A 24,484-nucleotide genomic window follows, 5' to 3' on the forward strand; every position below is an offset into this window, starting at 1 on the left:
CGCCTGTCCACTCCCCGATCACGGACTTATGAACGGAGCGATGCCATGCATGGTTTGATGATGCAAAAGCAGCTGTTGATTTCCTCGCTCATTGAGCATGCCGACCGCCATCATGGCGATACGCAGATCGTGTCCCGCAGGGTGGAGGGCGATATCCATCGCTACACCTTCCGGGACTGCCACCGTCGCGCGCGCCAGATGGCCAGCGCGCTGACCAGCCTGGGTGTCCAGCCCGCCGACCGGATCGGTACGCTGGCCTGGAATGGCTATCGTCACCTGGAGTTGTACTATGGCGTGTCCGGTATGGGTGCCATTGTGCATACCATCAACCCTCGTCTGCATGAAGACCAGGTCGCCTACATCGTCAATCACGCCGAAGACCAGTACATTTTTTTCGACCTGACGTTCCTGCCGTTGATCAAGGTCATCGCTGGCCGCTGCAATACGGTCAAGGCGTTTATCGCCATGACCGATCACACCCACATGCCGAAAGACGCCGGCATCGACAATTTGCTTTGTTATGAAGATCTGCTTCAACAGGGATCTGCCGACTACGTCTGGCCGATTCTCGACGAGGATGCAGCCAGTACGCTCTGCTACACCTCCGGCACGACGGGAAACCCGAAAGGAGTCTTGTACAGTCATCGCTCATCGCTGCTGCACACCTATGCCGCCGCGCTGCCTGATGCCCTGAACTGTTCGGCGCGCGACGTGATCCTGCCGGTTGTGCCAATGTTTCATGTCAATGCCTGGGGACTTCCGTACATCGCGTGCATGATCGGGGCCAAGCTGGTGCTTCCCGGGCCTGCGCTGGACGGCAAATCGCTGTTCGATTTGCTCGAAGCCGAGCAGGTGACTCTTTCCGCCGGCGTACCTACGGTCTGGCAAGGCCTTCTGGGGCATCTGGAAGAAACAGGCCAGCATTTCTCCAGCATGAAGCGCACCATCATTGGGGGCGCAGCCTGTCCCACGGCGATGCTGCACAAGTTTCAGGAAATCTACGGCGTAGCGGTATTGCACGTCTGGGGGATGACTGAACTGAGCCCGATCGGAACCATTGGCACCCTGAAGGCCAGGCACCTTGATATGTCCCCGGCAGAGCGTAATGCCGTGCAATCCAAACAAGGCCGGACAGTGTTTGGCGTCGACATGAAGATCGTTGGCGCGGATGGACTGGAATTGCCTTGGGACGGTGCGACATCGGGTGACCTGATGGTGCGTGGCCCCTGGGTGGTACGCGACTATTTCAGAAACGAAGGTGACTGTTCGCCGCTGCTCGAGCACGCAGGCCAGACCTGGTTCCCGACTGGCGATGTGGCAACCATCGATGTCGATGGTTTCATGCAGATCACCGACCGCAGCAAGGATGTGATCAAGTCGGGTGGGGAATGGATCGGTTCCATCGACCTGGAAAACATTGCGATGACCCATCCGTCAGTCTCCCAGGCTGCATGCATCGCCGCGAAACACGCGAAGTGGGATGAACGCCCGTTGCTGATCGTCGTCAGGAAAGCGCAGGCAGCCCTGACACGGGAAGAACTGCTGGCCTTTTATGAAGGCAAGATCGCGAAGTGGTGGACGCCGGATGATGTGGTCTTCGTCGACACGATTCCACTGGGCGCTACGGGCAAGGTCCTGAAGAACCGTCTGCGCGAGCAGTTCGGCGATCATCTGCTGGTCAAGGCTGTCGGCTTAGCGTAGTGGGGAAACAATTCAGCCCTGTCCATGTGCAATGGCAGGGCTGACGTTGCGGCAGACGCCGGTACCGTGCACCGACGGTATCAAGGGGCTAAGCGTGCTTCTTGCTCACACGCCCTGTCGCTGGACACCAACTGCTCGAGAAACTCCAGAAGCAATTCGTTGACCTGAGCGGGGCTTTCTTCTGCGGCGCTATGACCCACACCGGGTAGCAGGACCTTTTTACGCAGTGCGGGTAGATAGGCGTCCATCTGGTCGTAGAGACCACGGATTTCGACCGGTTCCAGGGAGGGGTCGGCAGCACCACCGATGAATAGGCTCGGCTGGCTTACCTTCGCGCCGTCGAGAAACGCGGTGATCTCCCAGTTCCGGTCACGACAGCGGTAGTAATTCAGGGCACCGGTAAACCCCGTGCGCGTGTACTCGGCGATGTAGTAATCAAGCGACTGCGGGCTCAACCAGGACGGAAACTCCCCCTTGGGCTCGGTGAAGGCATTGAGAATGGGTTCACCGGCTTCGACGAACAGACGCCAGCGTTCGGCACCGACGGCGCTGCCGGAGATCGAGTAATAAACGCTGCTCAAGGTCTTGCGCGGATCACTGGCCAACTCGCGATCCGGCTTGTCGAGCTGCTGGAAATACAGGTGGTGGTAGACCCTTCCTTTCGCCATGGCCTGCAGACCCACGGTTGGTTTGACCTTGCCGCGCGGCGGTACCGGTGTATTGAGCATCACCAGGCCGTGGAACAAATCCGGTCGCAGCATGGCCGCCGCCTGGGCCACCCAGGCGCCCAGGTCATGTCCAATGATTACCGCGGACGTTTCGCCCAGGGCCGCCATCAAACCCACCATGTCGCCGACGGCCTGGCTCATGTCATAGGCTTCGATGGCATCGGGTCGGTCCGATTGCCCGAAGCCCCTTTGATCCGGGACGACGACTCGATAGCCGGCCTCGGCCAACGCCACGATCTGGCGGCGCCACATGTACCAAAGGTAAGGGAAACCGTGCAGAAGGATGACGAGCGGGCCCTCTCCCTCGTCGATGTAATGCATGCGGATGCCGTTGAGTTCGGCAAAGCAATGGTTGAATACATCAGGATCGTCGGCATCCACCTGCGCCATTGCAGCGAGCGGCTGACCGATACGCATTGAAGTGCGCGTATCCATTATCTACCTCCATCTTATCAGTTGTGGGCCTGAAGGTAGCTCTGACAGGGTGCCCCGCACTAAGCTTCACAGGACACAATCTTGTGAAATTGGGACAGATCAAAAGCCAGTAGTACTGTTTCTGCCGCCGCCAGCCATGGCCCGCCGGCAGTGTCCCAATATGCTAAGAAATTATCCCGCCATGCCCATGCCGCCGCGCTGGTGCTCCCTAAGATGGGACCGCGCTTGCTGCTCTGCAATGCGCCAGACCAGGTTGAAGATCGCTAGCGTTATCAGTACTTCCACACGCGCCGTCTTCTCGCTCAATACATCTTCGATGAAAAAAAAACGCCGCCATCGGCCGAGGGAGATCCTACTCATGCCCAAGCTTGTTCGCGCCGCCGTCTTGACCAAATACCTGGAAGTCACCCAGGACCTGGGATTCAACCCGCGCGACGTCCTGGCAGTTGCCGGCCTGATCAAGGCTCAGCTGCAAGCCCCCGAATACCGCATTCCGATCGACGCCGCCGTGCGCCTGCTGGAAGATTCGGCCGCCGCCAGCGGTTGCCAGACCTTCGGCTTGAGCATGGCCGAGTCGCGCCAGCTTTCGGACCTCGGCGTGGTCAGCCTGTTGCTCAGCCAACAGCGCACCCTGCGCGAAGCCTTGCAGGTGATGGAGCGCTACCGTCATCTGATGAACGATTCCCTGGGAATTTTCGTTGAAGAGGCCGGCAGGACGGTGATCATTCGTGCAGAGATGGTTACCGAATCCCTGCTGCCCATTCGCCAGGCCACGGAGTTGGTCATTGGCGTGCTGTTTCGCCTGTGCTCGACACTGCTCGGCTCCCAGTGGCGCCCCTACAGCGTCAACTTCATGCACCAGCCACCCGACAGTCTGAACCTGCATCGGCGCCTGTTCGGCTGCAATCTGGAGTTCGGCAGCGAGTTCAACGGCATCGTTTGCTCCGACGCCAGTCTCGATATGATCAATCCCAATGCCGACCCGGCCATGGCCCGTTATGCCCAAGACTACATCGACTCTCTACAGCGTGATGAAAGCACTTCGATGCTGTTCGAGGCGCGCAAGGCCATCTACCTGTTGTTGCCCATGGGGCGCGCCACCATCGAGCAAATCGCCCTGTCACAGGGCATGAACGTGCGCACCTTTCAGCGTCGTCTGCAGGACGACGGCTGTGCCTTCAACGACCTGATCAACGACGTGCGCCGTGACCTGGCGCTGCGTTATCTGGAAAACCCGAACCACTCGTTGAGCCGCATCGCCGACATGTTCGGTTTCTCCATGGCCAGCTCCTTTACCCGCTGGTTCATCAACCAGTTCGGCATGCCACCGGCGGCGTGGCGTAGCGCGCAGAAACAGTCTGGTCTTTGCGCAGTGAGTGCCGCCGCCCCCAAACCTTTCTGAGCCCAGGGCAACAAAAGGTTCTTTACCCAATCCCGGGAAACACAGAAACACCAACGCCGATTTGCCTGATGATGTTCGTGCGAACAAACACATCTGACAAATCGGCGTTTTTTTTGCGTGGTATGAATACTGCGAATTGTTTTTCATGAAAGCCAGCGCGCATTTCCCGATCATTGGTGATGAACCAAAAAAAACGGCGACTGCTGGTACAGACGCCGCAAAAGCGCGAGGTTGGAACACAATCCCTGTAGGAGCGAGCTTGCTCGCGATGGCGGTGTGTCAGCCGCCATGAGTGTTGAATGTGAAACCGCTATCGTCGGAACGCCGCCCGGAGCAAACTCGCTCCCACAGGTTTTGTGTCTGGCTGAAGACTAGAGCCCCCAGCGCAGCAACAACAGCACCAGCACAACCAGGAACACCGTCTCCCCCACCATCAGCAGAATCGGCTTGATCCCGACCGCCGCCAGTTCCTTGAGCCGGGTTTTCATGCCCAGGGCACTGATGGAAATCACCAGGCACCAGCGCGACAGTTCGTTGACCGATCCTTGCACCGCAGGCGCTATCCAGCCGGTGCTGTTGATGCAGGCCAGAATCAGAAAGCAGACGGCGAACCACGGCAACAGCGGCGGGCGCTTGCCGGTCGGGTCGGCGCCTTGCATGCGGGTGATCATCGCGGCGGTGACGATCACCGGCAGCAGCATGGCGACGCGCATCAGCTTGACCACCGTGGCCGTGTCGCCGGTCTCGGTCGACATGCCGTAGCCGGCACCGACCACTTGGGCGACGTCATGGATGGTGGCCCCGAGGAATACCCCGGCCACTTGCGGTGAAAGCGATAACCAGTTGGCAATCATTGGATAGACGATCATTGCCAGGGTCGACAACGCTGACACGCCGATCACCGTGAACAAGGTCGCGCGTTCTTTCTGCGGATGGTTCGGCAACGCCGCCGCCAGCGCCAGTGCCGCCGAAGCGCCGCAGATCGCCGTGGCACCGCCGGTGAGCATGCCGAACAGCCGTGAGAAACCCAGAAACTTCGCGGCGATCACCGAGACAACGATGGTCACCACCACCAGGATCACCACCAGTGCCATCGGCTTCCAGCCCAGCGCCGCCATTTGTTCCAGGGTAATGCGCATGCCCAGCAGGGCGACGCCGATGCGCAGTACCGTGCGGGCGGTGAACTCGACGCCGACTTTGCAGGGGCCGTCGTCGGCCAGAAAATTCAAGGCCATGCCCAGCAACAAGGCGAACAACATGACCGGTGCGCCGTAGTGCTCGGACAAAAACGACGCGGCGGCGGCCACGATCAGGCTGACAATAAAGCCCGGAGCCAATTCGCGCGTGCGGGTCTGGATACGGGTGAGAGCAATGGCACTCATGGCGCGGATTCCTCAGAAAGGGTGGCAATGAACGCCTGGCCGTCGATGATCTCGACCGGGTAGTTATTGACGTTGAGTTGGCTGGGAGTGAGCAGATAGCCGCTCTGTATAGGGCCCCGGCCTGCGGTTTTTTGCCGGCAGGCACTGGAGTGCGTCGGGGCATGCCGGTTGCCGCTCGCGATCACTTTCACTCGCCGGTGAGGCAATCGGCCACGGCTGCTGAGTCGATGCTGCAGGAGCGACGTAAACGACGACTCACAACTTCACCTCTAACGCGGCGCCACCAATGGGGCTGGTGACGTTCTCACCCTGTAGCCGGGCAATATCTTTTTGGTAATGACACTTGGCATAAAAGAACACCGCCGCCGCCGCGAGGCTGACCAGGGGTACCAATTGAAACGCCGCATGCAGGCCGATCAGGTCGGACACCCGACCGGTAAGGAACGGTCCCGGTGCCAGGCCCAGCATGTTGTTGGCCAGGGTCAGCGTGGCGAACGCCGTGCCGTGCACCGAGTAATGGGTCAGGTTGGCCACCATCGCTCCGCTAGGGCCGGTGGTACCCGTGGCAATCAGCATGCCCAGGCAGATCAGCAGCAGTTGCACAGGACCTGCCTGTAACGAGAACGCTGCCGACAGCAACAGGCAACTGCCCAGGCAAAACGCGATGGCCAGGCTGACCTTGCGCTCCGGCGAATGCCGACACAGCCGATCACTGAGCATGCCGCACAGAATCATCCCCACACCGCTGCACAACACGATGAGCGCCGCCATACCGCCGGCCTTGTCCGTCGGCATGTCGTAGTAGCGGTTGAGGTAGCTGGGAATCCACACCATGACCGTACCGCCGACAAACAGCTGCAAACCACTACCGACATAGGTAGCCACCACCGAGCGGCTGGACCACAGCGTGCGCAGCGGGCGCTTGACCGCGGCAGCCGTCTTGTTCGCAATCTGCTCGGCACGTTGTGGTGCAATCCGTGCTTCCTTGACGATGAGCGGATAGAACACGGCAAGCACCAGACCAAACAATGCCATGCCGGCGAACGACCAGCGCCAGCCCAGCTTGGCGGCAATCGCGCCGCCCAGGGCCATGCCCAGCACAGCGCCGAACAAGCCGCCGGCCATGAAAGCACTGGCGAGGGTGGCGCGCATGTGTTTAGGAAACACCGAAATCACCACCGCAATGCCCACGCTGCCGTAGGCGGCTTCGCCGACGCCGACCATGAACCGGGCGATAAACATCTGCTGGTAGTCCTGCGCCAGGGCGCAGCCCAGGGTGGCCACGCTCCACAGCAGCGCCATCGATGCCAGGCTCTTGACCCGGCCGAAGCGGTCAGCCATCAACGACAGCGGAAACGTCAGCAGGCCGACCATCAGGGCGACGATGCCACTGAGCAGACCGAGCTGGCCGTCGCTCAGCGACCATTCACTCTTGAGCAGCGGGAACACCGCGTTCAGTACCTGACGCGACATGTAATCGGAAATCAACAGGCCGAACGTCAGCGCGAAGACAATCCAGGCATATTTACGCGCAACGCCGACGCAAACTGCGTCGTCATCGTCGGCGGCGATTGGGTGAAAGGCCATGCAGCCTCCTCAATGTCTTTGTTTTATTGTTGTTATCAAGCGTGTAGCCGCTACGGCTTACGAAAGTGACTTCAATGCCCACACGCGTGAGCATCCCCATGACTGAGGGCCGTGCTGTTGAACCGCAGTAGGTTCGAGCGCGTATCCATTACCTTCCGCTCTCTATTTTCAGAAGCCTGAAGGTAGCTCTGACGACGCATCCTGCACTAAGCTTCGCGGGACACAATCTTGCGAAATTGGGACAGGAGGGAAAGCATGTATACCCTGACACGCAGTGCCAGCCTTACCAACTATGAACAGGTTGCCCGTTCAGTGGGGCTCGATCCTTTTCGTATGCTGCGGATGGCCAAGCTGCCGGCCAGTGCCCTCGACGATCCGAATATCATGATCAGTAGCGATTCGGTCGGGTGGCTGCTGGAAGAGTCAGCCCGATTGTCCGGTCAGGAGGCTTTCGGTCTGCTGCTCGCCGAAAAGAGACACCTTTCCAACTTTGGCATGCTGGCGCTGCTTATCCGCGAAGAGCCAACACTGCGCGCCGCCTTGCAATCTTGCTTTCGCTATACGCGACTGCATAACGCCGGTGTGCAATTGTGGCTTGAGGATGTGGGCGATCTGACCCTGCTGCATGTGGGTGTGAACATGCAGGGCCATCATGGCGTCTGGCGCCAGGCGATTGAACAAGCAACCGGAATTATCCTGCGCACGTTGTGCATTCTGAGCGGCTATACCTTCCGGCCTGTAAGGGTCAGTTTTACTCACGAGCCCCCCTCCAGCCTTGAAGTACACCACCGTGTGTTGGGAACCGCGATCGAGTTCTCTCAGGAATTCAATGCCATCGTTTGCCGCTGGCGCGATTTGGATATGGCCATACCTGAGGCGGACCCGGCGCTGCATCGCGAAGTGAAGCGATCGCTGGACATGCAGTTGGCTAACCTGCGCGACGAGCCGACGCAGCGGGTACGTCAGATCGTCAAGATGCTGCTGCCAAGCGGACTGTGTTCTGTCGATGCGGTTGCCCAGCATCTTGGCATGCATCGACGCACCCTTAACCGCCACCTGGCAACTGAGGGTGAGAGTGTCACAACGATCATCAATGCCGTACGCGCTGAACTCGCCGAGGAGTATCTGGCCAACAGCAAACGCCGATTGTATGAGGTCGCCGAACTGCTAGGCTTTTCCTCTGCCGGCGACTTTTCCCGCTGGTTCCGCAGCCAGTTTGGCAAGACACCTTCGGCTTGGGCCGCCTCCTACAGAGAGAGCAAGGCGACACCCGAGCCCCTATCGCCTGAATAAATAGAACGAGAGGTTCGGGTGGCCGACTCACTAGCCTGCTGGCCGGGCACCTTGCCTGAACCTGGCACATCTTCGACGTATCTGACGTTACCCATTGCACCGCAACTCACTTGCAGCGTCCCAACACGCCAACAAATTGTCCTGCAATGCACAGGTTATCGCTCTCGGTCCAATTAATATCGACTGCGGCCCCCGCTCTGCTTATAGGGCTAGAAAGACCTGCGGATACACGAATCCCCCCTGCGCACCCGAACAGTTTGGATCAACAATAACAAGCGCCGCCGTACATCAAGGCACGATGTCACCTGCCCCGCCCACGGTCCGGCCAAGAACCATCGAAATGGAGACGCCATGCGAGTCGAACAACTGACCTGTGCCATCGGCGCGGAACTGCACAATGTGAATCTTGGCGACGCAGTGCGCGATGACGGTTTGTTCAACGAAGTTTATGCAGCGCTATTGAAATACAAGGTGCTATTCCTGCGCGACCAGGATCTGGACAAGCTCTCACGCAAGGACCACGAAGCATTTGCCATGCGTCTCGGCCAGCTTGAAACCCATCCGATGCTGCCCAGCCACCCGGAAGCCCCCGGTCTCGTACAAATCTACAAGACTCCAGAGAATCCGGCGGATCGCTACGAGAATGCCTGGCACTGCGATGCCACCTGGCGTGAATCGCCTCCGATGGGCGCGGTCCTGCGTTGCATCGAATGCCCACCTACCGGTGGCGACACCATGTGGGCCAACATGGTGCTGGCTTATGACAGCCTGCCAACAGACGTGAAGCAGGAAATCGACAGCCTGATTGCCAACCACAGCTTCAATTCATCCTTCGCCGCCGCCATGCCGAAGGAAAAACGCCTGGCGATGAAGGCGCAATACCCGGATGCCGAGCATCCGGTCGTGCGTACCCATCCCGAAACTGGCGAGAAGGTGCTATTCGTCAATGCCTACGCTACGCATTTTGTGAACTACCACAGCCAGGGACGTGTCCGTGTTGGCCAGGACTACAACCAAAAAGGCGTCGACCTGCTGAAGTACCTGATCAGCCAGGCCTACAACCCCGAGTACCAGGTCCGTTGGCGCTGGAAGAAAAACAGCGTGGCGATATGGGATAACCGCTGCACCCAGCACTATGCAGTGATGGACTATCCGCCTTGCCATCGCAAGATGGAACGTGCGGCCATTATCGGCGACAAACCCTACAGATAAGTAAACGGCGCAGAGCCCAGGGACGCTTCTGAGCGTCTTCCTTGGGTCGCTTGCGGCCCTTCTATCTACTCAGTGACAGGGGCATTTAACAGGTAGCAGGTCCGGGTGCGGATCAACCTGCCCCTGCTTTTCAATGACGTTGAACGTATCAGTCGTCGTTGTCATCGCGATCGCGGTAGCGACGGTGATCGCGCTCGTAGTCACGACGATGATATTGACGGTCATAACCTTGATCATCGTCCCCTCTTTGGTCGTAGCCACGTCGATGATCATGATCGTGATATCGACCGTACCTTTCTCCGTCATCCCAGTGCGGGCCGCAGCCTCCCAACAAGACGGCGCTGGAAATGGCCACGATCAAGATTACTGCGCGATTCATATGAACGTCCTAAACGTCGGAGGTATGGAATGGTTACAACTATGACCATTCAGTAACTCAATGATTCCTCGGGGAAATACAAACAAGTGATGGTCACGCTCCCATCGAATGCCCGTCGAGACAGTCTGGGCCTGTCATGAATAGCCAAGGGACTGTCGCCAAATGAAAAGCCCCCCTGATGCGGGGGCTATCTAATGGCAGCACTGAAAAAGCCTTTGGCGATCGAGCCGACGTAAGCGACTGCTCCGCCTGAGTCACGAGTTGCCTGGTACGCCAGGCAGGAGAATAACAATATGAAATTCGTGAAAAGTCTTCTGGCTGCCGTACCCCTCATCTCGCTGGCCATCGATGCCCAGGCCTATGTATCGAGCCAGGAAGCCGCCCGGCTGGGCACCAGCCTGACGTGGGTGGGTGCCGAAAAGGCCGGTAATGCCGATGGCTCCATTCCACCCTACAACGGTGGCCTGACCACTGCCCCCGCAAGCTTCAAGACTGGCGACAGCATGCGCCCGGACCCCTTTGCGCACGAAAAACCACTGCTGGTGATCAACGGCAAGAACGTCGATTCGTACAAAGGCATGCTGACCGCCACCACCGTAGCGTTGGCCAGGCGTTACCCCGGCTTTCGCATCGATGTGTATCCGACCCACCGCACTGCATCGCTTCCACAGGCGGTACTGGACAATAGCCGCCGGAATGCCACTGCCGCCAGGTCCCTCAACGGCGGGATCGCCATCGACAATGTGATGCCCGGCGTGCCGTTCCCGATCCCGCAATCAGGCGCTGAAGCGATGTGGAACTTCCTGCTGCGCTACCAGGGTGTGAACATCCATTCCAAGTACGACTCCTGGAGCGTCGACACGGCGGGCGTACCGAGCCTGGCGGTCACCGGCGAGGCATTCGTCTCCTTCCCGATTTACGAGAACATGTCCAAGCCCTTCAACAGTTCCGACATTTACTATCAGTTGAAACTGTCCTATACCGGACCCGCGCGCCGGGCCGGCGAGTCGATCATGCTCAAGAACGCCACCAACCCGACGCAGTTTCCTGGCCGGGCCTGGCAATACATGCCTGCCCAGCGCCGCGTCAAACAGATTTCGATCCTGGCCTACGACACACCCAACCCCGGTACCGCCCGAGCACTGGAGCTGTATGACTGGACGCTGGTCGGCAAGCAGGAAATGATCGTGCCCTACAACACCTACAAACTGACCTACGCTCGCGATGCCAAATCGCTGACCACGCCAAACTTCATTGCGCCGGACTTCGTACGCTGGGAAAAACACCGGGTCTACGTCGTGGAGGGCAACCTCAAGCCCGGTGCAAACCACATCTACCAGAAGCGCCGCTTTTACCTGGATGAGGACACCTGGGCCGCTGTGGCCTCGGATCAGTACGACACCAGTGGCCAGCTATACCGTGGCTCCTTCGCTTTCTTCAGCCAGAGCTATGACCAACAGGTCCCGGACGCCACCCCTTTCATGACGTACGACCTGTCGAAAGGCACCTATAACATCAATGGCGTGGTTGGCCCTCATGGCGGCATCCGCTACATCGAGCCGCTATCGACGGCGCAGTGGGTGCCAGAGTCCATGGCGGGCACCGGCATTCGCTAGGTCCGCGGTGATCCAACGCCCGGTCATGCATGACCGATAAATCACAAAGCCCCGGTTCGAAAAAAACCAGGGCTTGAGATTTCGGGTGGGCCTGAGCCCGTTTCAGCACCTGACCGGCGGGATTTCCCTGCCGGCCGACGATAGTGAAATATCAGTTACCCGCAGTCGTCATGGAGATAGGCATCTATCGCTTCCCCTTCATGCAGACGACTGAAAGATAAGCACCCCAGATAACACCAAATAGGGCAAGTATCAGCTCCGGATTGAAAATGCCCTGATTGACCGGCGCCACCAGGATTTCGCTATACAGGCACAAGGCGCCCGCGATCAACGCAAGAAAGTATCCGGTCCGGGTTCTGGTCCGGCGCAGCAACAGAACCTTCTTCAGACCCTCGTCTTTCCATTCTTGAAGGGGCATGCACTGGATCTCTTCCAGCAGCACCACACCCCACAGCAACGCACACAACCAATAGCCTATCATCATGATTTCCTCTAGTTAGAACATTGACTCAACATGAATGCAGCGTGCACTCCTTGCTCAACTTACGAATATCGATTCCGGAGTCTTTTCTGTATGTCTCGCGAAGAGCAGCACGGCTAGAAAGTCGTGTTCTTTGCTGATTGGTTCCATGGGGTACTGCTCCCATTTGGTGATAATTGCCAGCAGGAAAAATCTTCTGGTAACAGAGACTTGGCCAAACGCTCCAACATGCGGCGCAGGATGGCCAGTTCATGGTTCTTGTCGTAGAAGGCGTAGGCTCCCGCTTTTGTGAAGTACTTCCAATGTGTCGGATCAGCGCAATTGCTGACCACTATGACTTTTGTCAGCGGATACTCGGCTGCGACCACACGCAATACTTCCATGCCATGACCGTCGCCGAGGTTGACGTCCAGCAAGACGACATCGGGCGGTTCACGCCGGATGGCGGCGATGGCGGTCGATGCGCGGTGAAACGCCCCGGCAAGCGACAGGCCCGCGATCCGCGACGACACCGTGCGCCACAGCGCTGGCACGACGTTCGAATCCTCAACGACAAACAGGCGCAGAGGGCTTGAATCTCTGGTTGGTATCAGTGCAGTCAATGGTTCTGTGTTGGTGACCTGCATGATTTCACCTCTCTTTTTTGACATAGCTGTACAAGACGCTGACGAAGACAACTCCATTCAGCGGACGAAATCTTGCGCAGGGGTAACTATGCTCAAGTAGAACGGAATCGACTATCGACGTTAGCTGGACTTCTTTGTGGAGATATCGGCCAAGAGCTTGTAGTGATTCCACTACAAGCAGGCTGGATCGGGTGACGGGGCGTTCTAAGTCAACAGGCCGTTTTCGAGTGCATAGCGGGCGAGTTTCGCGTTGCTGTCCATCCCTGTTTTTTCCAGGATGCGTGCCCGGTACGTCGTGACCGTACTCGGGCTCAAGTGCAATATCTCAGCGATGCGGACAATTCTCTCGCCTGAAGCGAGGAGCTTTAGTACTTCAAGTTCCCGGTCGGATAGCGCTTCGTGGGGTGCCCCGTCGCCTCTACCGATAGCGTTGACCAGTTTTTCTGCCAGCTCAGGACTGACGTGCTTGCCGCCTGAGGCCACCTTGCGAACTGCCGTAACCAGGGTGGCTGCAGAAATATCTTTGGTGAGGTATCCCGCTGCGCCGTGCTTGATTGCGCGTAACGCATAGGCCTCGACCGAATGCATGCTCAACATCAGAACGGCGAGCTTGGGCTTCTCTGCACGCATGAGCTTGAGGAGTTGGAGGCCGGTTTTATCGGGCAGCTGAATATCTACCAGCGCCACGTCGAAATCCTGCTCCCGGACCAGGCGCATTGCGTCTTGTGCCGTCTCTGCTTCGCCCATTACGTCGATCTCGCCGGCAGTCTCCAGCATGCGTCGCACGCCGCTACGCACGATGCTGTGATCATCCACCAGCAAGACTCTGATTTTGTGGTCAACCATCTGTATTTTCCATTCACCAGTGGCCAGCAAGCCATGGAATCTGCTGCAGCGTTTGACGTTAGCAGGCACAGAGCACACTTGCACTTTTTGCCTCAGCCGCTAGTGCTCACTACTCCGGACTGCCGGTGCTGTCGCTTGGAACGGCCTGTTCCCGGCCAATTTCCCCAGGATCCGGGGCATTGCGCCAACCTTGCTAATATTTCGTAAGCCAACGCTCGGTTTCAGCATGGTCAATACTGCAATGCCGGCTCCTGCGTAACGCCTTGCGCGTGGCATCCATCTTGACTGGACATAGACATGGCCACAGTGACGACACCGATCGAAGTTTTCGACATGAAGACGTTGCTGGCAGCGCTGAAGGCGTTGCGCAATGGTGACTTCACCACGCGTATGCCGCAAGACTGGACCGGCATGCCGGGCAAGATCGCCGACACGCTCAACGAGATCATCGACATGGCGGCCGACACCGCCACCGAATTCGAACGCGTGGCGCGACTGATCGGCAAGCAGGGCAAGGTCGATGAGCGTATCCAATTGCCGATGATGAAAGGCTCATGGCAAAAGATCGTCAACTCGAGCAATGCGCTGACCAGCGACCTCATCAGCCCGATGAGCGAGATGATTCGCGTTATCGGTTCGGTTGCCGAGGGTAATCTGAGCCAGCAGGTACCACCGGTACTCGACGGCCTGAAACTGCGGGGTCAGTTCCTCAAATCCGCCAGGATCGTGAACACCATGGTGACGCGGCTGGGCTCCTTCGCTTCCGAGGTGACCCGCGTGGCGCGCGAAGTCGGCACTGAAGGGATTCTCGGTGGGCAGGCCAATGTCAAAGGGGTGTCCGGCACCTGGAAAGACCTGACCGACTCCGTCAACGACATGGCCGCCAATCTGACCACCCAGATGCGCAACATCGCTTACGTGACGACCGCGGTGGCCAAAGGCGATCTGGGCAAGACGATTACCGTCGAAGTCAGGGGTGAGATTCTCGAGCTGAAAAACACCATCAACACGATGGTCGGCCAGCTCTCGAGCTTCGCTGCGGAGGTGACCCGCGTGGCGCTGGAAGTCGGTACCGAAGGCAAGTTGGGCGGTCAGGCGCAAGTGCGCGGCGCATCAGGCACCTGGCGCGACCTGACCGAATCGGTCAACGGCATGGCGGCCAACCTGACCACCCAGGTACGCAACCTCGCACAGGTGACGACGGCGGTGGCGCGCGGCGACCTCGGCAAGAAAATTACCGTTGAAGCCAAGGGCGAGATTCTCGAACTGAAAAACACGATCAACACGATGGTCGACCAGCTCTCCAGCTTCGCCTCGGAGGTGACACGCGTCGCGCTGGAAGTCGGTACCGAAGGCAAACTGGGCGGACAGGCCGAAGTGACCGGCGTGTCCGGTACCTGGAAGGACTTGACCAATTCGGTCAACGGCATGGCGGCCAACCTGACCACCCAGGTGCGCAACATTGCCGACGTGACGACGGCGGTAGCCAACGGCGACCTGTCGCGCAAGATCACAGCCGAAGCGCAAGGTGAAATTCTCCAACTCAAGGAAACCATCAACACAATGGTGGACCAGCTCTCGACCTTTGCCGACGAAGTGACGCGCATGGCACGCGAAGTGGGGACTGACGGCAAGCTCGGTGGTCAGGCCAAGGTGACGGGCGTCGGTGGAACCTGGAAAGACTTGACCGACTCGGTCAACAGCATGGCGGCCAACCTGACCAATCAGGTGCGCAACATCGCCGACGTGACGACGGCGGTGGCCAAAGGCGACCTGGGGCGCAAGATTACCGTGGAAGCCAAGGGCGAAATCATGGAGCTGAAGAACACCATCAACACCATGGTGGACCAGCTCAACAGCTTTGCCGCCGAAGTGACACGGGTGGCGCGCGAAGTCGGCACCGAAGGAAAGCTCGGGGGACAGGCACAGGTGCAAGGCGTGTCCGGCACCTGGAAGGATTTGACCGAAAACGTGAACTTCATGGCGGCCAACCTGACCAGCCAGGTGCGAGGCATCGCCAAAGTGGTGACCGCGGTAGCCAACGGCGACATGAAGAAGAAACTGACACTGCAAGCCAAGGGCGAGATCGCCGAACTGGCCGACACCATCAACGGTATGACCGATACGCTGGCGCTGTTCTCCGATCAGGTGACCTCGGTGGCGCGTGAAGTGGGGGTCGAGGGCAAGCTGGGCGGCCAGGCCAACGTGCCGGGTGCTGCCGGCACCTGGCGCGATCTGACCGACAATGTGAACGGTCTGGCGGCCAACCTGACCAATCAGGTGCGCGCAATTGCCGACGTGGCGACTGCCGTGACCAAGGGCGATCTGACGCGTTACGTGGAGGTGGAAGCAAAGGGTGAAGTGGCGGAGTTGAAGGACAACGTCAACGAGATGATCCGCAACCTGCGGGAAACCACGCGGCAAAACGCGGAGCAGGATTGGCTCAAGAGCAATCTCGCGAAATTCAACCGCCTGCTGCAGGGCCAGCGCGATCTGGCGGCAGTCTCCAAGATGGTGCTGTCTGAACTGGCTCCGCTGATCAACGCCCAGCACGGTGTGTTCTACATGATGAACGAGAACCCGCCCGATCCTGCGAAACTCAAACTGCTGTCCGCTTATGCGTACAAGGGAAACATCAATGTGAACGATGAGTGGCGGCTCGGCGAGGGCCTGGTCGGGCAATGCGCCTACGAGAAGCGGCGCATCCTGCTGACCGATGTACCCGCCAATTACGTCGCGATTTCATCGGGACTGGGTGCGGCCGCTCCGCTGAATATCATCGTGTTGCCGATCCTGTTCGAGAACAAGGTCAAGGCCGTCGTCGAAATGGCTTCGTTCACGCGCTACAGCATCATTCATCAAACCTTCCTTGATCAGCTTGCTGAATCGATTGGTATCGTGCTCAACACGATCGAAGCCAATATGCGTACCGAAGAACTGCTCAAGCAGTCGCAATCGCTGGCGCAGGAGCTGCAAAGGCAACAAGAGGAATTGAGACAGACCAACGAGGAACTGGGGGACAAGGCTGGACTGCTGGCGGAGCAGAAAGCCGAAGTCGAGCGCAAGAACCGCGAAGTCGAAATCACCAAGCTGTCGCTGGAGGAGAAGGCGGAGCAGCTGATGCTGACCTCGAAGTACAAGTCCGAATTCCTCTCCAGTATGTCCCATGAGCTCAGAACGCCATTGAACAGCTTGCTGATCCTGGCCCGGCAACTCAGCGACAACGCGGAACACAATCTCACGCCCAGGCAGGTCGAATATGCCAAGACCATCCGTAGCGCGGGCAAAGATCTGCTGGAGCTGATCGACGAGATTCTCTATCTGTCCAAGATCGAGTCGGGTACGGTCACACTGGATTTGAATGAAGCGCTGTTCGCCGATCTGCACGACCAGATCGAACGCACCTTCCGGCCGGTCGCCGAAAACCGAGGCCTGGACTTCACGATTGAACTGGCGCCTACCCTGCCCCCCTTCATCTTGACCGATGAAAAGCGCCTGCTGCAGGTGGTCAAGAACCTGCTGTCCAACGCCTTCAAGTTCACTGAGCAAGGCAGTGTCAAGATCAGCATCGAACCCGCTGTATCCGGGTGGAGCGTGGATCACAGCGAACTCAATAGCGCCGATGCGGTGGTCGCCTTCGTGGTCACCGACACCGGCATTGGCGTATCTGCCGGCAAGCAGAAGCTCATCTTCGAAGCATTCCAGCAAGCAGATACCGGAACCTCACGAAAATACGGCGGCACCGGCCTCGGCCTGTCGATCAGCCGCGAGCTCGCACACCGGCTGGGCGGTGAGCTGCGGCTGATCCCCGGTGAGATCGGCAAGGGCAGTACTTTCGCGCTGTACGTACCCTTGCGTACACAGGATGCCCAGCGTCAAACGCTGGACGAATCAGCGACAGAGACAGTACCTGGCCAAGTCAGGCGCGACCTCATGTCAGGCCCGTCTGCACAGATACCGGACGACCGCGAGTCTGTCCAACCCGGGGACCAGGTGCTGCTGATGCTCGAGGGCGACGCCCGATTCGCCAGCATTCTGCTCGAGGCCGCGCACCAGAAGGGGTTCAGGGCTATCGTCACGACCCGTGGCGCGGATGCACTGGAGCTTGTCGAGCGCTTCAAACCCGCCGCGATCACGCTAGACCCGGGCCTGACGGACATCGATGGTTGGTCGCTGCTCGAGCAGTTGAAGCGCAATTTCGTCACGCGTCACATCCCGGTCCAGATCATCTCGATCGCTGACGACCACACACGCGGGCTGCGCTATGGCGCTTTCGACTATCTGCTCAAGCCGGTTACAGCCGACGAGATTCAAAATGCGCTGGTCGGCATCGTGGCATTCGCTCGGCACAAGACCAGGAACCTGCTGCTCATCGACGGCGACGAAGAGAACCGCGCCCGCATCCTCGATCTACTCGGCAACACCGACGTGAAGATCGAAACGACCGCCAGTGGCGCTGAAGCCTTGAAGAAACTGGCAACGAAACGCTATGACTGCATGGCAATCAATCTCAAACTGCCCGACGCATCCGGCATCAGCTTTCTCGAGGCGTTGCAGGAAGACCACGCCATGCGTGAATTGCCGATCGTCGTCTATGGTGCAGAGACACTGACCAAGCCGGAACACGAGCGTTTCAGGACACTGCTCGGCAAGGGCGTCATCAAGGCAGTTCAGTCCCCCGAGCGCATACTCGACGAAACCGCGCTGTTTCTACACCGCGTCGTAGCCAGGCTGTCGCCGACCCAGCGCAGGATGCTGGAAAAACTCTATGAGGGTTCGGACAGTCTCGAGGGTAAAAAGGCCCTGGTGGTCGACGATGACGTGCGCAATATTTTTGCCCTGACCAGCGTGCTCGAGTGCAACAAAATGCTGGTGGCTACGGCCGAAAACGGCCGAACCGCCATAGAACTGCTGCAGCAGCAGCCCGATACCGACATCGTGCTGATGGACATCATGATGCCCGGGATGGATGGCTTTGAAACCATGCGCCAGATCCGTACATTCAAGAGATTTGAAACCCTGCCCATGATTGCGCTGACCGCCAAGGCGATGATGGGTGACCGTGAAAAGTGCCTCGAGGCAGGAGCATCGGACTATGTCAGCAAGCCAGTGGATACCGACCAGCTGCTGTCACTGATGCGCAAATGGCTCTATCGATGACGCTGTACCGCGCTCATTGCGCGCCAGCGCAAACCGAAGTGACATAAATATGCAGCAGGAACCCCCGGTATTCAATGAGAGAGCCCAGGTGCGGCACCCGCTCCCGCCTGATGGCGTGCCAGCATCCGTGTTACTGGTGGATGACAATCGCGCCAAGCTTACGGCGCTCGCCGCAGTGATTGCCGACATGGGCCTCGATATTGCCACGGCGACTTCCGGGCGCGAGGCGCTGCGCCTGCTATTGCAGCGCGACTTCGCCGTCATTCTGCTTGACGTGAAAATGCCAGTGATGGACGGCTTTGAAACCGCTGCACTCATTCACGGCCGCCCGAAGTCGGCCCACACGCCCATTATCTTCGTCACAGCTGAGGCCGAAACGGATTCCGAGCGTTTCCGCGGTTATACGTCCGGCGCAGTGGATTACATCTTCTCGCCGATTGTGGCCGCGGTTCTTCGCGCCAAGATCCGGGTGTTTGTCGACCTCTTCTACCTGCAACGCAAACTGACGATGCAGGCCGAAGAATTGCTGCAATCGAAGCTGCAGCTGCGTGAACTGGCCTCCTATCAGGAGCACATCAAGGAAGAAGAGCGAAAGCGGATCGCACGCGACATCCATGACGAGCTGGGACAGAGTCTGCTGGCGTTGCGAATCGACGTCTCCATGTTGCAGGCGCGCACCAGTACCCTGCACCCCAAGCTCAACGAAAAGGCCAGCGATGCTCTGAATCACCTCGATACAGCCATCCGCAGTGTCCGCAGCATCATCAATGATCTTCGGCCGCCCGTACTCGATCTGGGATTGCAGGCAGCGATCGAGTGGCAACTTGAAGAGTTCCGGCAGCGCAGCGCGATCGATTGCACGATGTCGGCGAAAGACGAAAATTTGCGTTGCGATCTGAATGAAAAATCCGCCACGACGCTGTTCCGCATTGTGCAGGAATCGCTGTCGAATATTGCCCGGCACGCGCAAGCGACACAGGTGGATATCGAACTCTACAAGGAGGGTCRCCGGCTTTACCTGCAGATCAAGGACAATGGCGTCGGCATGACGGACCGCAAAAAATTGAACTCGTTCGGATTGGTGGGAATGAAGGAACGCATCAGCATGCTCGGCGGAGAATTCACGATCGACAGCGCACCGGACAAAGGAACGAGATTAACGATATCGCTGCCACTCGACTGACCCGGATGGCATTGAAATGCTATGGCCCGGGCCCATCGGGCGGGCCAACCATATTGCTGGCACCTCTGCCGGACCGATAGCCGGATCAGAAAGTGGCCATTTCTCTTGACCCAGACATTGCGCACAATCGCACCCGTTACTGGGGGATATTCCCCGTCAGCGGGGCTTTCATCCGGGCTGCTCATACGCTGGCTTAAAGCCAGCGGACAAGGGGGGGCGTGGCGTAGAGCCATTAGTCACTTCCTGTCATTTTTGGCGGGAAAGTTGCATCGTTTCCATCCCGGCTCGAAATCAAACTTTTCGCCCGCCGAGCCAGGAGCAGTGGCTCGTTGCCCATGTACTGCCACGCGCTCCGAGGAACCGTCAGAGGTGTTTGCGATGAAACTGGAAGCCGGAAGGTTGAAACCTGGTGCATTGGCCAAAACCAGGCTGGCGCTGAGCATCTCTGCTGCCGTGATCATGTTGGGGCTGGGCTTGTCCCAGGTCCGGGCAGTCCCCCTCGACAACACCGATCCACCGCCTCCTACCGACCCATCGGCGTTCACCAATCCGCCCGCCGACCCCGATGCCGCATTGCGGGACTTGCTCAAGCTGCCTCCCGCAAACGTCGGCGCCTTCGACTTACCCAATGGAGTCGTCGGTAACCGCCAGACCCCCTTGATCGACAATGTGCTGCCACCCGATCTGCAAACCAGCTTCAATATCCCCACTAACGGTAATCCCAGCCCGGTGTTCGGGGCTCAACCGTTCACCCAGAAGCTTGAACTTTTCGAGGAATTCGGCTCGAACAAACTGGATGCGACCGACCCGCCATCCCCCGTTCCGTTTCCGGTTCCGACGCTGGGCCCCGCACCGGCGCAAGATCCATTGAAGGTGGCGCGTAGCGGCCCGTCGCCGGATGCGCTGGATGCCTTTCTCAGGCAGCCGGCATTGACGCCCTTCCCGACAGAGTTCTCCAATGTCCTGGACCGCAACCCCTGGAAGGCGCAGATCGAGCTTTTCCTCAATCGCCGGGTCGATTCGCCCGCAGAAGGCCGGCCACCGGGAAAAGGCTGGTCGCACCAGCGTTTCAATGAGTTTTTCCCGCGCGACGCCTTCAAGACGGTGCAAGCAGGCGCGCACGTCAACAGCGGCTTGCGTGATCGTATGCAACGGCATAACTACGCCGTGGGGGAGTTCGCGCCCGGCGGGCTCTACCACAACACCAGCGGCGACCCGGCCAACGAGGGCACCACCAAGGGCATTCAAGTGCAGTTCCACCCCAACTTCCCTGTCCAGGACCATAATGCGGTGTGGACATTCGACGGCACCTTTCCGCCCAAACTGCTTCTAGTACGCTATGGCCAAGCGATGCTGATGCGTCATTACGATGCCTTGCCCATTGACCCATCGGCCAACCGGGGCTTTGGCCTGCACACCCTCACCACCCATGAACATAACGGCCACTCGCCCGCGGAAAGCGACGGCTTTGCCAACGCGTTCTTCTTCCCGGGCCAGTACTACGACTATCGCTGGCCGATCCAGTTGGCCGGTTACGACAGCATCAACACCACTGCGCAGGACCCACGGGCAGCGTTCCCGTGCGACCCCGGTGAAATCCTTTTCGTCAACGACGCCAGCCCCGGCTTCAAGACCTGTAACAACGGCACCATCAAGATCCGTGGCGACTGGCGCGAAACCATGAGCACCCACTGGTTCCACGACCACATGCTCGATTTCACCGCGCAGAATGTCTACAAGGGCAATATTACGATGATGAACTACTACAGCGCCGTGGACCGTGGCAACGAGGCGGTCGACGACGGGGTCAACCTGCGCTTGGCCAGCGGTTCGGGGCTGGGGTGGGGTAACCGCGACTATGACGTCAACTTGAYGATCGCCGACAAGGCCTGGGACCAGACCGGCCAGTTGTGGTTCAACCCCTTCAACACCGACGGTTTTCTCGGTGACCAGGTGTTGACCAACTGGGAGTACAAGCCCTTCCTGGACGTACGTGCCCGCCGCTACCGTTTCCGCATTCTCAACGGATCGGTTTCTCGCTACTTCAAGCTGGCGGTGGTGCGTCAGGTCAATGGTAATGGTGGCGAGTTTCCTGGCCCGAAAAGCTCCGCTGTTTCCTATAACCGAGTGCCGTTCCACTTGATTGCCAACGACGGCAATATCATGGAGCACGCGGTGCCGTTCGATGGCAGCCTGGACCTCGATGGCGACGGCGACACTCAGAACCACAATGGCATTCTGCCGATACAGGGCATTGGCGAGCGCTATGACATCGTCGTCGACTTCGCGAAGAACGGCATCAACCCCGGCGACAAGCTTTTCTTCGTCAACATCGAGGAGCATGAAAACGGCAAGCGTCCAAAACGTGACATTGCATTGGCGGATGTACTCTCCGGGAAGTACCTGCCCGTTGTCAGGCAAACCAGCAACGGGCCACAGTGGGTCAACGGTGACCCGGGCGTGGGCCTGTTCCTGCAACTGAACGTCCAGCCTTACACCGGCCAGGATGTCAGTATGAATCCGGTCGACTTCGAGCCCGCCAAGCCTGGCAAGCCCGAGGGCAGGTTCATGATCCCCTTGCCCTTGCACCGTGATGACCCTGCCGATATCGCCCGGCTTGCCCAGGCGCGGCACCGCACCTTTATCTTTGGCCGCTCCAACGGCACGGATTTCAAGCCCTGGACGATCAAGACCGATGGCGGCGAAGGCTTCAACATGGACCCGCGGCGGATTTCAGCCGCGCCACAACTGGCCACTGGCCCGACACCGGCCGGGTTCAAGGGTGAGGGCACGCTGGAAGTCTGGAAGATCCAGAACGGCGGCAATGGCTGGAGTCACCCGGTGCATGTGCACTTCGAGGAAGGGATCATTCTCACTCGAGGTGGCAAACCACCACCAGAATGGGAAAAAGGCGCGCGCAAGGATCTCTACGATATAGGCCGCCATCCCGAGAGCCTCGACACTGTCGAGATGGCCATACACATCCGTGAGTTTGCCGGCACCTACATGGAACACTGCCACAACACACAGCATGAGGACACGTCGATGCTGCTGCGCTGGGACTCCGAGCATCCGGGCCAGTTCCAATTGATGCCCACACCCTTGCCCAGCTGGGACGGCGTGAAATTCGTGAACTCGGTTGCGTTACCGACATTCCGTACGGGAGATGGCGTCGGGCCACAGGCCGGGGTCAACGATAACCCGGACAATAGCAGTGGCAGTGGTATCAGCGGCAGTAGCAGCAGCGGCAAAGGCAGCAGCGGCAGCAGCAGTGGCAGTGGCAAAGGCAGCAGCAGTGGCAAAGGCAGCAGTGGCGGTGTCAGCGGAGGCAAAGGCTAGCGTCGTCAATCTAACGGCTGGTCATGTCGTCAGCAAACGCAAAAAACCGCTTACATGACCGTTTCAATCCCAAAGCCGCCTGTCATCACAGTCGGCTTTGGGTAGATTGCTGCCGGTCACAATCTAAAATCATCAGCTTTCTCGGTGATGGACTCGAACAGCAAACGCACTTAGCCAAGTCGGCTTGGCGTACGATTCTCGCCGAATCCTGCGGCCGTCCCCAAAATCCCTCTGTGGCAATGCCGCAAATTTGCTTTTTTCGAGGGAAAAATGGCAGTGCTTTGACCTGGTTTGTTAGCCCGACCAAGGGCTTTTTTATGGCTGTTTCGCTCAAACTGCCCGATTTCCCCCATGGAATCTGGAAAAAAAGACGAAAAAAATAGCGGGGCTCTCGCCTACCTTCCGACTCGCCGAAAACCCAGTAATGGTGCAGGCTGCGCGATAAAAGATGGCAATGTGCAACCAGTCATGGGCACTGCCGTTGGTCAGCAAAACTGATCAAAAAATGAACGAATACGGTTTTTTCGTTCAGAATACGCAACAGGTGGCACGGGCACTGGTCCTCACCTGACCCCAGAAGCGGAAGTTAAACCTCATATCAGCTAAGTGCGAATGAGGTTTTTTATTACCTGAAAATGGAAATAATCGAATGACTAAAAGTTCATTCGCCAAACTCGCTTTTATCTTGGCCGCGTAATGCCGCAAGATTATTCAATTGAAACGGCTGGATCGTAACTTCAGTCAGTAACGGCAAACTCTAATCAAGCTGTCCTGAAAGTCAGGTTGATTCACTGTTTGAACAAAGAGGTAGTCATGGAACTTAGTATTCTTTCTTCTCCAGTCGGGGAATATTTGCGCTTGGGCGTTGTATATTTTCATCTTATCGCCTGCTGCGTGGCAATCGGGCTGGTTTTGACCAGTGACATTGCAATGGTCAAGCAACTCCTGAAGGGCGATGCATCAGGTCACCATGATGACGCGCACATGGACAGTCTTCAAAAAACCGTATCGCTTGCACTTGTCGCGCTCTGGATTACAGGCATTGGTATTGTCGGGATCGATTATGCCGGCAAGGGGATGGAGTATTTCCTCAATCCAAAATTGCAAGCCAAAA

At 58.4% G+C, this 24,484-nt stretch carries 17 protein-coding genes and 2 pseudogenes; 10 read left to right on the forward strand and 9 right to left on the reverse strand.

The window, feature by feature from the left end; genetic code table 11:
- Positions 1 to 45 precede the first annotated feature (45 nt).
- Positions 46 to 1,701: a 3-(methylthio)propionyl-CoA ligase gene (locus tag AC1DWG_RS27230; RefSeq protein WP_477788601.1), complete on the forward strand. Its 1,656-nt coding sequence runs from the start codon at positions 46 to 48 to the stop codon at positions 1,699 to 1,701.
- A gap of 80 nt (positions 1,702 to 1,781) precedes the next feature.
- Here the strand turns inward: AC1DWG_RS27230 and AC1DWG_RS27235 are convergent, their stop codons facing one another.
- Together AC1DWG_RS27235 and AC1DWG_RS27240 are read right to left on the reverse strand one after the other, a co-directional pair.
- Positions 1,782 to 2,864 carry an alpha/beta hydrolase gene (locus AC1DWG_RS27235; RefSeq protein WP_477765258.1) on the reverse strand — a complete coding sequence of 361 codons (1,083 nt, stop codon included), beginning with the start codon at positions 2,862 to 2,864 and terminating at the stop codon, positions 1,782 to 1,784.
- A gap of 171 nt (positions 2,865 to 3,035) precedes the next feature.
- Entirely contained in the window at positions 3,036 to 3,224 is a 189-nt protein-coding gene (locus AC1DWG_RS27240; protein WP_477788602.1) for a hypothetical protein, read from the reverse strand.
- Between AC1DWG_RS27240 and AC1DWG_RS27245 the strand changes: the two genes are divergently transcribed.
- Positions 3,223 to 4,266, forward strand: a complete 1,044-nt coding sequence (locus AC1DWG_RS27245) for an AraC family transcriptional regulator (protein WP_477765259.1) — start codon at positions 3,223 to 3,225, stop codon at positions 4,264 to 4,266. The genes AC1DWG_RS27240 and AC1DWG_RS27245 overlap by 2 nt on opposite strands.
- Before the next feature lie 371 nt (positions 4,267 to 4,637).
- Here AC1DWG_RS27245 and AC1DWG_RS27250 read toward each other — a convergent pair whose 3' ends face one another.
- From AC1DWG_RS27250 to AC1DWG_RS27260, 3 genes and pseudogenes are all read right to left on the reverse strand, one after another.
- On the reverse strand, positions 4,638 to 5,648 hold the full coding sequence (locus tag AC1DWG_RS27250) for a YeiH family protein (RefSeq protein ID WP_477788603.1): 1,011 nt from the start codon (positions 5,646 to 5,648) through the stop codon (positions 4,638 to 4,640).
- Positions 5,645 to 5,767: pseudogene (locus tag AC1DWG_RS27255) on the reverse strand ((2Fe-2S)-binding protein); the annotation flags it as partial. The gene AC1DWG_RS27250 and the pseudogene AC1DWG_RS27255, both read right to left, overlap by 4 nt.
- Positions 5,768 to 5,903: 136 nt before the next feature.
- Positions 5,904 to 7,235, reverse strand: coding sequence for an MFS transporter (locus AC1DWG_RS27260; protein WP_477765261.1), 1,332 nt, complete (start codon positions 7,233 to 7,235; stop codon positions 5,904 to 5,906).
- 255 nt (positions 7,236 to 7,490) lie between these two features.
- Between AC1DWG_RS27260 and AC1DWG_RS27265 the strand changes: the two genes are divergently transcribed.
- Together AC1DWG_RS27265 and AC1DWG_RS27270 are read left to right on the forward strand one after the other, a co-directional pair.
- Positions 7,491 to 8,528 carry an AraC family transcriptional regulator gene (locus tag AC1DWG_RS27265; protein ID WP_477765262.1) on the forward strand — a complete coding sequence of 346 codons (1,038 nt, stop codon included), beginning with the start codon at positions 7,491 to 7,493 and terminating at the stop codon, positions 8,526 to 8,528.
- 351 nt (positions 8,529 to 8,879) lie between these two features.
- Entirely contained in the window at positions 8,880 to 9,740 is an 861-nt protein-coding gene (locus AC1DWG_RS27270; protein WP_477788604.1) for a TauD/TfdA dioxygenase family protein, read from the forward strand.
- A gap of 148 nt (positions 9,741 to 9,888) precedes the next feature.
- Here AC1DWG_RS27270 and AC1DWG_RS27275 read toward each other — a convergent pair whose 3' ends face one another.
- Positions 9,889 to 10,119, reverse strand: coding sequence for a hypothetical protein (locus AC1DWG_RS27275; protein WP_477788605.1), 231 nt, complete (start codon positions 10,117 to 10,119; stop codon positions 9,889 to 9,891).
- A gap of 293 nt (positions 10,120 to 10,412) precedes the next feature.
- On the opposite strand from AC1DWG_RS27275, the gene AC1DWG_RS27280 reads away from it, so the two are divergent.
- Positions 10,413 to 11,735 (forward strand): DUF1329 domain-containing protein, encoded by a 1,323-nt coding sequence (locus tag AC1DWG_RS27280; RefSeq protein WP_477788606.1) that lies wholly within the window; start codon positions 10,413 to 10,415, stop codon positions 11,733 to 11,735.
- 184 nt (positions 11,736 to 11,919) lie between these two features.
- Here the strand turns inward: AC1DWG_RS27280 and AC1DWG_RS27285 are convergent, their stop codons facing one another.
- The 3 genes from AC1DWG_RS27285 to AC1DWG_RS27295 all read right to left on the reverse strand — a co-directional run bounded on the left by AC1DWG_RS27285 (position 11,920) and on the right by AC1DWG_RS27295 (position 13,688).
- Entirely contained in the window at positions 11,920 to 12,219 is a 300-nt protein-coding gene (locus AC1DWG_RS27285; RefSeq protein ID WP_477754744.1) for a hypothetical protein, read from the reverse strand.
- A 113-nt stretch (positions 12,220 to 12,332) separates the two neighbouring features.
- Positions 12,333 to 12,842, reverse strand: coding sequence for a response regulator (locus tag AC1DWG_RS27290; protein ID WP_477754745.1), 510 nt, complete (start codon positions 12,840 to 12,842; stop codon positions 12,333 to 12,335).
- A gap of 204 nt (positions 12,843 to 13,046) precedes the next feature.
- Positions 13,047 to 13,688 (reverse strand): response regulator, encoded by a 642-nt coding sequence (locus tag AC1DWG_RS27295; RefSeq protein WP_477765266.1) that lies wholly within the window; start codon positions 13,686 to 13,688, stop codon positions 13,047 to 13,049.
- A 297-nt stretch (positions 13,689 to 13,985) separates the two neighbouring features.
- Between AC1DWG_RS27295 and AC1DWG_RS27300 the strand changes: the two genes are divergently transcribed.
- The 5 genes and pseudogenes from AC1DWG_RS27300 to AC1DWG_RS27320 all read left to right on the forward strand — a co-directional run.
- Positions 13,986 to 18,848 (forward strand): response regulator, encoded by a 4,863-nt coding sequence (locus AC1DWG_RS27300; RefSeq protein WP_477788607.1) that lies wholly within the window; start codon positions 13,986 to 13,988, stop codon positions 18,846 to 18,848.
- Between the two features lie 49 nt (positions 18,849 to 18,897).
- A complete protein-coding gene (locus AC1DWG_RS27305; protein WP_477788608.1) occupies positions 18,898 to 20,031 on the forward strand; it encodes an ATP-binding response regulator in 1,134 nt (377 codons plus the stop codon).
- 378 nt (positions 20,032 to 20,409) lie between these two features.
- Positions 20,410 to 23,370 (forward strand): multicopper oxidase domain-containing protein, encoded by a 2,961-nt coding sequence (locus AC1DWG_RS27310; protein WP_477788609.1) that lies wholly within the window; start codon positions 20,410 to 20,412, stop codon positions 23,368 to 23,370.
- Positions 23,371 to 23,393: 23 nt separating this feature from the next.
- Positions 23,394 to 23,753 (forward strand): hypothetical protein, encoded by a 360-nt coding sequence (locus AC1DWG_RS27315; protein ID WP_477765270.1) that lies wholly within the window; start codon positions 23,394 to 23,396, stop codon positions 23,751 to 23,753.
- Between the two features lie 430 nt (positions 23,754 to 24,183).
- Positions 24,184 to 24,484: pseudogene (locus AC1DWG_RS27320) on the forward strand (hypothetical protein); the annotation flags it as partial.

Source organism: Pseudomonas sp. P4_B3 (assembly GCF_056402295.1).

What these genes read in the sequence shown, in the direction of transcription:
- AC1DWG_RS27230 (WP_477788601.1), top strand. Translation starts at nt 46, where the DNA reads ATGCATGGTTTGATGATGCAAAAGCAGCTGTTGATTTCCTCGCTCATT.
- AC1DWG_RS27235 (WP_477765258.1), bottom strand. Translation starts at nt 2,864, where the DNA reads ATGGATACGCGCACTTCAATGCGTATCGGTCAGCCGCTCGCTGCAATG.
- AC1DWG_RS27245 (WP_477765259.1), top strand. Translation starts at nt 3,223, where the DNA reads ATGCCCAAGCTTGTTCGCGCCGCCGTCTTGACCAAATACCTGGAAGTC.
- AC1DWG_RS27240 (WP_477788602.1), bottom strand. Translation starts at nt 3,224, where the DNA reads ATGAGTAGGATCTCCCTCGGCCGATGGCGGCGTTTTTTTTTCATCGAA.
- AC1DWG_RS27250 (WP_477788603.1), bottom strand. Translation starts at nt 5,648, where the DNA reads ATGAGTGCCATTGCTCTCACCCGTATCCAGACCCGCACGCGCGAATTG.
- AC1DWG_RS27260 (WP_477765261.1), bottom strand. Translation starts at nt 7,235, where the DNA reads ATGGCCTTTCACCCAATCGCCGCCGACGATGACGACGCAGTTTGCGTC.
- AC1DWG_RS27265 (WP_477765262.1), top strand. Translation starts at nt 7,491, where the DNA reads ATGTATACCCTGACACGCAGTGCCAGCCTTACCAACTATGAACAGGTT.
- AC1DWG_RS27270 (WP_477788604.1), top strand. Translation starts at nt 8,880, where the DNA reads ATGCGAGTCGAACAACTGACCTGTGCCATCGGCGCGGAACTGCACAAT.
- AC1DWG_RS27275 (WP_477788605.1), bottom strand. Translation starts at nt 10,119, where the DNA reads ATGAATCGCGCAGTAATCTTGATCGTGGCCATTTCCAGCGCCGTCTTG.
- AC1DWG_RS27280 (WP_477788606.1), top strand. Translation starts at nt 10,413, where the DNA reads ATGAAATTCGTGAAAAGTCTTCTGGCTGCCGTACCCCTCATCTCGCTG.
- AC1DWG_RS27285 (WP_477754744.1), bottom strand. Translation starts at nt 12,219, where the DNA reads ATGATGATAGGCTATTGGTTGTGTGCGTTGCTGTGGGGTGTGGTGCTG.
- AC1DWG_RS27290 (WP_477754745.1), bottom strand. Translation starts at nt 12,842, where the DNA reads ATGCAGGTCACCAACACAGAACCATTGACTGCACTGATACCAACCAGA.
- AC1DWG_RS27295 (WP_477765266.1), bottom strand. Translation starts at nt 13,688, where the DNA reads ATGGTTGACCACAAAATCAGAGTCTTGCTGGTGGATGATCACAGCATC.
- AC1DWG_RS27300 (WP_477788607.1), top strand. Translation starts at nt 13,986, where the DNA reads ATGGCCACAGTGACGACACCGATCGAAGTTTTCGACATGAAGACGTTG.
- AC1DWG_RS27315 (WP_477765270.1), top strand. Translation starts at nt 23,394, where the DNA reads ATGTCGTCAGCAAACGCAAAAAACCGCTTACATGACCGTTTCAATCCC.